This window comes from Neisseria sp. P0021.S005 (genome assembly GCF_051956955.1).
The window spans coordinates 1-8,122 of sequence record NZ_JBQCWY010000108.1 but is presented as its reverse complement, the minus strand read 5'-3'; the positions used below and the strand labels follow the sequence as shown (position 1 = coordinate 8,122).

General features: G+C 51.9%; 8 protein-coding genes and 1 pseudogene. 6 read left to right on the top strand and 3 right to left on the bottom strand.

Translation table 11 applies throughout. From position 1 onward, the window contains the following. The 5 genes and pseudogenes from ACTHUE_RS07990 to ACTHUE_RS07970 form a co-directional block, all read left to right on the top strand. Nucleotides 1-215, top strand: a pseudogene (locus tag ACTHUE_RS07990) (Fur family transcriptional regulator); the annotation flags it as partial. After that, nucleotides 203-1,132: a CobW family GTP-binding protein gene (locus ACTHUE_RS07985; protein ID WP_003682934.1), complete on the top strand. Its 930-nt coding sequence runs from the start codon at nt 203-205 to the stop codon at nt 1,130-1,132. The pseudogene ACTHUE_RS07990 and the gene ACTHUE_RS07985, both read left to right, overlap by 13 nt. A 97-nt stretch (nt 1,133-1,229) precedes the next feature. After that, nucleotides 1,230-2,285, top strand: coding sequence for an ABC transporter permease subunit (locus ACTHUE_RS07980; protein WP_070461485.1), 1,056 nt, complete (start codon nt 1,230-1,232; stop codon nt 2,283-2,285). 36 nt (nt 2,286-2,321) lie between these two features. Next, nucleotides 2,322-3,362: an ABC transporter permease gene (locus tag ACTHUE_RS07975; RefSeq protein ID WP_107792492.1), complete on the top strand. Its 1,041-nt coding sequence runs from the start codon at nt 2,322-2,324 to the stop codon at nt 3,360-3,362. A gap of 110 nt (nt 3,363-3,472) precedes the next feature. Further along, on the top strand, nt 3,473-4,153 hold the full coding sequence (locus ACTHUE_RS07970) for a sulfite exporter TauE/SafE family protein (protein WP_003680951.1): 681 nt from the start codon (nt 3,473-3,475) through the stop codon (nt 4,151-4,153). Nucleotides 4,154-4,238: 85 nt separating this feature from the next. Here the strand turns inward: ACTHUE_RS07970 and ACTHUE_RS07965 are convergent, their stop codons facing one another. The 3 genes from ACTHUE_RS07965 to xseA form a co-directional block, all read right to left on the bottom strand. Next, the gene (locus ACTHUE_RS07965; protein WP_107792491.1) at nt 4,239-5,048 is read right to left on the bottom strand and encodes a sulfite exporter TauE/SafE family protein; all 810 of its coding nucleotides are present in this window, start codon (nt 5,046-5,048) and stop codon (nt 4,239-4,241) included. 1 nt (nt 5,049) lies between these two features. Next, the gene (pssA, locus tag ACTHUE_RS07960; protein ID WP_107792490.1) at nt 5,050-5,829 is read right to left on the bottom strand and encodes a CDP-diacylglycerol--serine O-phosphatidyltransferase; all 780 of its coding nucleotides are present in this window, start codon (nt 5,827-5,829) and stop codon (nt 5,050-5,052) included. 123 nt (nt 5,830-5,952) lie between these two features. After that, nucleotides 5,953-7,302, bottom strand: a complete 1,350-nt coding sequence (xseA, locus tag ACTHUE_RS07955; protein WP_440423239.1) for an exodeoxyribonuclease VII large subunit — start codon at nt 7,300-7,302, stop codon at nt 5,953-5,955. A gap of 181 nt (nt 7,303-7,483) precedes the next feature. On the opposite strand from xseA, the gene lpxK reads away from it, so the two are divergent. Next, the coding region (gene lpxK, locus ACTHUE_RS07950) for a tetraacyldisaccharide 4'-kinase (protein WP_440423237.1) at nt 7,484-8,122 on the top strand (639 nt) is incomplete at its 3' end.

The following is an 8,122-nucleotide window of genomic DNA, read 5'->3' as shown; positions in this document are numbered from 1 at the left end:
CGCAGCACGAGTGCAATGACCATTGCCATGACCACGAAGAAGCCGAAGCGCACCACAGCGCGTTTATTTTGGTTTGTACCGAATGCGGTACGGCAGATGAGCAGACCTTGAGCCAAGAATGGGCGGCATTGCGTGCAGGCGTGGCCGAAACCGGTTTCTCATTAAAAGAAGAACATGTTGTTTTAACAGGAATTTGTAAAAAATGTCAGAAGTAAAAAAGACTAAAGTCCACCTGATTTCAGGCTTCCTCGGAACAGGCAAAACCACCGCACTCAAAAGTCTGATGGCGCAAAAAGATCCGAATGAAAAATGGGTCATCATCGTCAACGAATTTGGCGAAATCGGCATTGACGGCGCTGTCTTGAGCGACAACGGCATTCCCGTCGCAGAAATCGCCGGCGGCTGTTTGTGCTGTACTGCCGGCGCACAAATGGGTACGACCGTACAAAAAATGCTGCGCGATGCCCAACCCGACCGCTTGATGATTGAAGCCAGCGGCCTGGCGCACGCCGCCAGTGTTATCGACGAATTGAAAGCCAAGCCACTCGACAGCATGTTGGAAATCGGCGCTGTTTTTACCGTTGTCGATCCACGCCAATTCATTAATCCCGATTACGCTCAACAAGCCTTGTATAAAGACCAAATCGGCATTTGCGACGTATTGGTCGCCAGCAAAACAGACTTGTGCACGCCCGAGCAGCTGGCCGAGTTTCACGATAAAGCGGCCAAGCTGTTCCCGCCTAAAGCCAAAGTGGTTGAAGTTCAAAATGCGCAACTCGACATCCAATGGCTTGATATTCCCGTTGTCGAAAAATCGCGCTACCGCCTTAAAGCCCTGCCGGACAACACCATGGGCTTCCAGTCTCAAGGCTTCACGTTTCCTGCCGGACGTGATTTCGACGGTGAAAAACTGACCGATTTCTTCAACGACCTGCCTAAATTTACAGACGGCCTTGTGCGCGCCAAAGGCGTGTTCCAAGTGCTCGGTACATGGGTATGGCTCAACTGGGTGGACGGTCAATGGGGCGCAAACCAAGTTTCGTGGCGCCGTGACTCGCGCTTTGAGCTGATTGCCAAATCGTTTGACGCGGATTTAATTGAGAAGAAATTGCAGGAGGCCTTAGAGAAGTAAATAATCGGCCAAACGCTTATTAATCCGTTACTATATGCTGTCTGAGGTCAGTGGTTTCAGACGGCCTTCAAATCAAAAAATAGAGGAACACTTTATCATGTGGCGTTATATCTTTCATCGTTTGCTCCTTTTGATTCCCACGTTGTTGGGGATTTTGGCGATTACCTTCGCCGTCATTCAGTTTGTTCCCGGCGGTCCGGTGGAACAGATGGTTCAGCAGCTGACGCAGGGCGCGGTTGGCGGCGAAACAGCAGGACGCAGTATGCCTGGAACTTTGGCTAAAAACGGCAACCGCATCAGTGCGGAAGATTTGGCTGCTCTGAATGCTTTATACGGTTTCGACAAGCCGCCTGTGACGCGTTTTGTCGATATGGTATGGAAATTCGCCCGTTTTGATTTGGGCGAGAGCTTTTTCCACCACCAAACCGTATTTGAGTTGGTAAAAGAGAAAATGCCGGTATCGATGAGTTTGGGTTTGTGGACATTCTTCCTAACTTATTTGATATGTATTCCGTTGGGTATTGCCAAGGCGGTCAGGGATGGCAGCCGGTTTGATACGGTTACGGGTATGATCATTTTGGTCGGCTATACCGTACCGCCGTTTGTCTTGGGCTTGGTGTTGCTGGTGTTGTTTGGCGGTGGCAGCTTTTTTGCCTGGTTCCCACAGGGCGGCTTGGTCGGCGATGATTTCGATACACTCTCTTGGGCAGGTAAAGTCAAAGATTATTTGTGGCATATGGCCTTGCCGATTACCGCTTCGGTAGCAGGCAACTTGGCGGTAATGACCGTATTGACGAAAAACGTATTCCTTGAAGAAATCCGCCGTCAATATGTTTATACCGCGCGAGCCAAGGGCTTGCCTGAGAAGCAGATTTTGTGGAAACATATTTTCCGCAACGCCATGATTCCTCTGATTACCGGTTTCCCGGCCGCATTTATCGGCGCATTCTTTACCGGAAGCCTGTTGATTGAAACGTTGTTCTCGCTGGACGGGTTGGGTTTGCTGTCTTACGAGGCAGTGATGAAACGTGATTATCCTGTCGTAATGGGTACGCTGTACGTGTTCACGCTGATGGGGTTGTTGGCTAAATTGGTGTCAGATATTTCGTATTCGTGGGTCGATCCGCGCATTCACTTTGGCGGACAGAAATAAGGCCGTCTGAAAATATCTTCAATCTATTATTAAAGAATGTTTCGAACCATGAAAAAGAAAAAATCTACTTCAAACCCTACTTGGCAAGCCTTTAAACAGCATAAGCGCGGTTGGTTGGCTTTGCGGATTTTGGCCGTTTTGTTTGTCGTCACTTTGCTTGCACCTTTGTGGAGCAACGACAAACCTTTGTGGATACGTTATCAGGGCGAGTATTTCTTCCCCTTGGTAAACGAATACAACGAAGCCACATTTGGCGGCGATTTCGATACGCCGGCGGATTATCTGGATCCGCTTATCCGCCACAACATTACTTCAGACGGCAATTTTGCCTTTTACCTGCCCAATCCTTACGATGCCGATACCTTGAACGATTTTGATACGGTACCCGATCCGGCCAAACCGTCCGAACGGCATATCTTGGGAACGGACGACCGTGGCCGCGACCTGCTGGCGCGCTTGGTTTACGGTTTCCGTGATTCGCTGTTGTTTGCCTTGGTGTTGACCGTGGTGACTACCGTTATTGGCGTGGTTGCAGGCGCGGTGCAGGGTTATTTCGGCGGTAAAACCGACCTTCTGATGCAGCGTTTTATCGAGGTTTGGGGCGGTATGCCGGAGCTGTACCTCCTGATTATCCTGTCTTCGTTCTTTAATCCGGGACTGTTGATTTTGCTGGTGTTGCTGTCGCTTTTCGGCTGGATGGGCTTGTCCGACTATGTCCGCGCCGAGTTTTTGAAAAACCGTCAGGCCGATTATGTTTTGGCGGCGCGCGCGATGGGTGTGGGCAACCGTGAAATCATGTGGCGCCATATCCTGCCCAACAGCTTGACGCCGGTATTGGCCTTCCTGCCTTTCCGTATTTCTGGCGCCGTACTTGCCCTGACCAGTTTGGACTTCTTGGGCTTGGGCGTACCTGCCTCACAGGCAAGTTTGGGTGAGTTGCTGGCGCAAGGCAAAGACAACTTGGACGCATGGTGGATTGGCATGTCTGCCGTTGCTACACTGACGGTAATGCTGCTTTTGCTGGTCATGATCGGCGAAGGTTTGCGTCAGGCATTTGACGTACGCGCACGCAGTTAATTGCTTTTCTAAAGCGTGAAAAGGATGGGCGGCAAAGCCTGTCCTGCATTCTTAGGGCCGTCTGAAAAGTTTCAGACGGCCTCATCCATTCGTTTGAATCATTAAAAATCATGAATCAAGAAATCACATTTCTTACTCTTTTTCTACTCGGCTTTTTCGGCGGAACGCATTGCGTCGGCATGTGCGGCGGATTGAGCAGCGCATTTGCTTTGCAGCTACCGCCACATTTAAACCGAATCGGGCTGATTGTATTGTTGAACTTGGGGCGCATCAGCAGCTATGTCGTCATTGGCCTGTTGGTCGGCTTGGTCGGGCAGGTCGGCATTTCCTTAGACGATACGCGCGCGGTTCAAAACGGTTTGTATATTGCTGCCAATGTCTTGCTGCTTTTGCTCGGTCTGTATCTTGCCGGTATTTCGACTGCCGCAACCAAAATCGAAGGCATCGGCAAACCGATATGGAAACGCCTGAATCCTTTACTGAACAAATTGCTGCCGATTAAATCTGTGCCAGCCTGTTTTGGCGTGGGCGTGCTTTGGGGCTGGCTGCCTTGCGGTTTGGTATACAGCGCGTCTTTGTATGCCTTGGGCAGCGGTAATGCTTTGCACGGCGGGCTGTATATGCTGGCGTTTGCATTGGGGACCTTGCCGAACCTGCTTGCGATGGGCATATTTGCCGCGCAGTTGAAAACCTTTCTGCAAAAACGCATGGTTCGTTTGTGCGCCGGATTGTTGGTGGCAGGATGGGCGATATGGCGCTTGGCTGTATTTGCGATGGGGCAAATCGGGTAAGGTAAAAAGGTTTTATTTAGTTTGTTGCTTTGCAATCAAAAAGGCCGTCTGAAAGATTTTCAGACGGCCTTTTCACAAGAAAGATTTAATGTATCAAATTCCAAGTCATCTTGGCGGCAATCAGCAGCAACATAATGCCGAAAGCGATTTTGAGTTTTCGGGCGGGCAGCTTGTGCGCCGTTTTTACGCCGAGCGGAGCAAAGAGGATGGTGGCAATGCTCAATATGGCCACAGCCGGAAGATAGATAAAGCCTGCCGCGCCTTCAGGCAGGTTGGCAATATGCAAACCGTTGGCAAAATAGCCGATGGTGCCGGCAATCGCAATCGGCCATGCCAGACCTGAAGATGTGCCGATGGCACGGTGCGCCGGAAAGTTGCAATACAGCAGGAATGGAACGGATAGCGAACCGCCCCCGATACCGACCCAACTCGAAGCCGCCCCAAAAAGCGTGCCGACGGCTGTCAGGCCGTGGAGGGCAGGCAGGGTGCGTGAAGGTTTGGGTTTGGAATCGCGTAGGGTTTTGAGGGCGATAAAGGCAAGAAATGCAATAAAGAAAACCTGCAAAGCCAGCGTCGGCATATATTTTGCCGTTGCCGCGCCGAGGAGTACGCCGAGTATCATGCCCGGCGTCATCTGGCGGACGGTTGCCCAATCGATGGCGTGTTTTTTATGCTGGGCGTACATACTGGAGAAGGTGGTAAACACCATTACGGCAAAGGAAGTGCCGATGGCAAGATGCTGGGCATAGGGGTGGCCGCCTATGCCTTGCAGTTGCAATGCCCATAAGACGACGGGGACGATCAACGTACCACCGCCTACGCCAAATAGTCCGGCAATAAAGCCCGCCGCGCTGCCAACGGCGAGCAGGGAAAGGATGATGTCCCAAGACCACATTTCAGACGGCCTTGTCGTGTTTGTGAGTTTTATGGCGTTTTTTAAACCAACGGATGACTGCCATCACATAACCGGACAGGCTGTAACCGAGGAAAAACAGGAAGAGGACGAGCGAAGGCTTCCAGTTGATGAGCAGTAATACCAACACGGCCAACACCATGCCCATAAACGGCACTTGGCGGCGGATGTTGATTTCTTTGAAGCTCCAAAACGGAATCTGCACAATCATGGAAATGCCGGCAAACAGGGTGATACCCAATGCCCACCAATGCACGCCGGGGAAACGTTCGATGCTGTGATTGACCCAAATCAGGCCGACAATCAACGCAGCGGCGGTCGGGCTTGGAACGCCGATAAACCAGCGTTTATCGACTTTGCCGATAAGCGTGTTGAACAGCGCCAAACGCAGGGCGGCGCAGGCGCAGTAGATAAAGGCGACGGAATAGCCGATTTTGCCAAACTGCCAAAGTTGCCATTTGTAGGCAATTAGGGCAGGTGCCACGCCGAAGCTGACCATATCGGCAAGGCTGTCGAGCTGTTCGCCGAACGCGCTTTGGCTGTTGGTCAGCCGCGCTACGCGTCCGTCCATGCCGTCGAGTAGCATGGAAAGGAAAACTGCAATCGCCGCTGTTTCATAACGTCCGTGCATGGACTGGGTAATGGCGAAGAACGCGCAAAACAGCGCGGCGATGGTAAAGGAATTGGGCAGCAGGTAAATGCTGTTTTTGCGGATGGAGTTGCGTGGAGGAATCGGATTTTCTGTATTTTGTGCGTTGTCCATAATGTTTCCGTATATGCTGCGTGTGCAGATGAGGCATTATACCGCATTGGCAGGTTAAGGATTTTTAAAAGGCAGGCATAGTTTCACTTTATCGGCATAAAGTTTCAGACGGCCTTTATTCCATCAGTCAAACAACTCACCCTGCGCCTGCTCTTTGGTCACGCGTACGTCGGTTTCGCCGTCGGCAAAAGTGATGTGCAGTTTCTGTCCTTGTTTCAATGTATCGGCATTGCGGATGACTTGTCCGCGTGTGTTTTTGACGACGGAGAAACCTCGCTCCAGAATATGCTGTGGAGATACGGCTTCGAGCAATGCGGCTTGGGCGGTCAGGCTTTGACGGCGGTGGGCAAGCAGCTGGCGGAAGGAATGCGACAAGGCCGTCTGAAAGTGGGTTATGTTGTTTTTGTAAACGGAAACATCAGGACGGCAATGTTTCAGGGTTTGGGTTTGGCGTTCAAAACGGGCGGTATGGGCGCGGATGTTTTGCGTCATCGAGTAAGACAGCATTTGCGCCAGCTTGCTGATTGAAGCGCGCTGATCGTCAAGTTTTTGGCGCGGATGACGGATTTGCCGTGCGAGCCAGTCGAGTTTTTGGCTGGCATCGAAATAGCGTTGTTCCAAAACAGTTTTCAGACGGCCTTGCGCTTGGGCTAGACGAAGTAGCGATTCTTGGCGGTTGGGGCTGACCAATTCTGCTGCGCCGGTCGGTGTCGGTGCGCGTACGTCGGCGACGAAATCGGCGAGTGTGAAATCGGTTTCGTGTCCTACGCCGCTGACAACGGGAATTGCGCAGGCCTCAATGGCGCGTACGACCGGCTCTTCATTAAACGCCCATAAGTCTTCAATGCTGCCGCCGCCACGGCAGACAATCAGCACGTCACATTCGGCGCGTTGCGAAGCGGTTTTAATCGCTTGGGCAATTTGCAACTCGCTGCCTGTGCCTTGTACGGGCGTCGGATAAACGATAACGGGGATTTCGGGTGCGCGGCGGTTTAAGGTGGTCACGACATCGCGCAAAGCCGCCGCCGCCAGACTGGTTACGATGCCGATACATTGCGGACGGGCAGGTAAAGGTTTCTTGCGTTCCGCCGCAAACGCGCCTTCCGCCTGTAACTGCGCCTTCAATCGCTCATAGGCTTCGTAAAGCTGCCCCAAGCCTTTGAGCCGTACTTCGTTTACGGTAATCTGAAATTCGCCCCGCGCTTCGTAAATACTGATTTTCCCTGATACTTCGATATGGTCGCCTTCTTTCAAAGGCTTCGCCAAGCGCATGGCCGCACCCTTAAACATGGCGCAACGCACCTGCGCGCGGCTGTCTTTGAGCGAGAAATAATAATGTCCGCTGGCGGCACGGGTCAGGTTGGATACTTCACCGGCAATCCACAAGCCTGCAAGATGGTCTTCCAGCAAGGCTTTGGCGAGGGCGTTGAGTTCGGATACGGAAATGGAGGAGGGCGCGAAAAGTTCGGACATTGCGAAACAGGAAAAATTTAGGAAAGTTGAATTATAAGGGTTTTAGAGCGATTCGTTGTATTCGTTTTCATGAAACTTGCGCCCTTTGTTTTAATATTATCAAAGCTGCATGTTCAGACGGCCTTGTCTGGGCGGGCTTGTGTTATATTATCGTTTGATTTTCGCCTCAAAAGCCGTGCGTATGCCCAAACTCCACCAAATTATCGAACGCCATTGGCAATCCCCCAATCCGTTTTTGTCTTTGCTGCTGAAACCCTTATCCAAGCTGTTTGCCAAAATTGCGGCGAAACGGCGCGATGATTTTGTTTCAGGCCGTCTGAAAAGCGAAAAATTGCCAGTGCCTGTGGTGGTGGTCGGCAATATCCATGCAGGCGGAACAGGGAAAACGCCGATAGTCGCCGCGCTGGTGTCGGATTTGCAGGAAAAGGGCATTAAGGTCGGCATCATCAGCCGAGGTTACGGGCGCAAGAGCAAGGCGGTTCATGTATTGAATACAGCTAGCAGTGCGGCAGATGCAGGCGACGAGCCTTTATTGCTGTTTCGCCAAACCGGTGCGCCGACGGCGGTAGGTAGCAGCCGCGCAGAAGCAGGCAGGGCATTGCTTGCGGCGCATCCGGAGCTTGAATTGATTGTGACCGACGACGGCTTGCAACATTATGCCTTGCAACGCGATATGGAAATTGCCGTATTCCCGGCGGCAGATACAGGACGTACCAATTTGGATTTACTGCCCAACGGCAGCTTGCGCGAACCTTTGTCTCGGTTGGCTTCCGTTGATGCGGTCGTCGTCAGTGGCGGAAAAGCAGATACGGCATTCAGG

What these genes read in the sequence shown, in the direction of transcription:
- ACTHUE_RS07985 (WP_003682934.1), top strand. Translation starts at nt 203, where the DNA reads ATGTCAGAAGTAAAAAAGACTAAAGTCCACCTGATTTCAGGCTTCCTC.
- ACTHUE_RS07980 (WP_070461485.1), top strand. Translation starts at nt 1,230, where the DNA reads ATGTGGCGTTATATCTTTCATCGTTTGCTCCTTTTGATTCCCACGTTG.
- ACTHUE_RS07975 (WP_107792492.1), top strand. Translation starts at nt 2,322, where the DNA reads ATGTTTCGAACCATGAAAAAGAAAAAATCTACTTCAAACCCTACTTGG.
- ACTHUE_RS07970 (WP_003680951.1), top strand. Translation starts at nt 3,473, where the DNA reads ATGAATCAAGAAATCACATTTCTTACTCTTTTTCTACTCGGCTTTTTC.
- ACTHUE_RS07965 (WP_107792491.1), bottom strand. Translation starts at nt 5,048, where the DNA reads ATGTGGTCTTGGGACATCATCCTTTCCCTGCTCGCCGTTGGCAGCGCG.
- pssA (WP_107792490.1), bottom strand. Translation starts at nt 5,829, where the DNA reads ATGGACAACGCACAAAATACAGAAAATCCGATTCCTCCACGCAACTCC.
- xseA (WP_440423239.1), bottom strand. Translation starts at nt 7,302, where the DNA reads ATGTCCGAACTTTTCGCGCCCTCCTCCATTTCCGTATCCGAACTCAAC.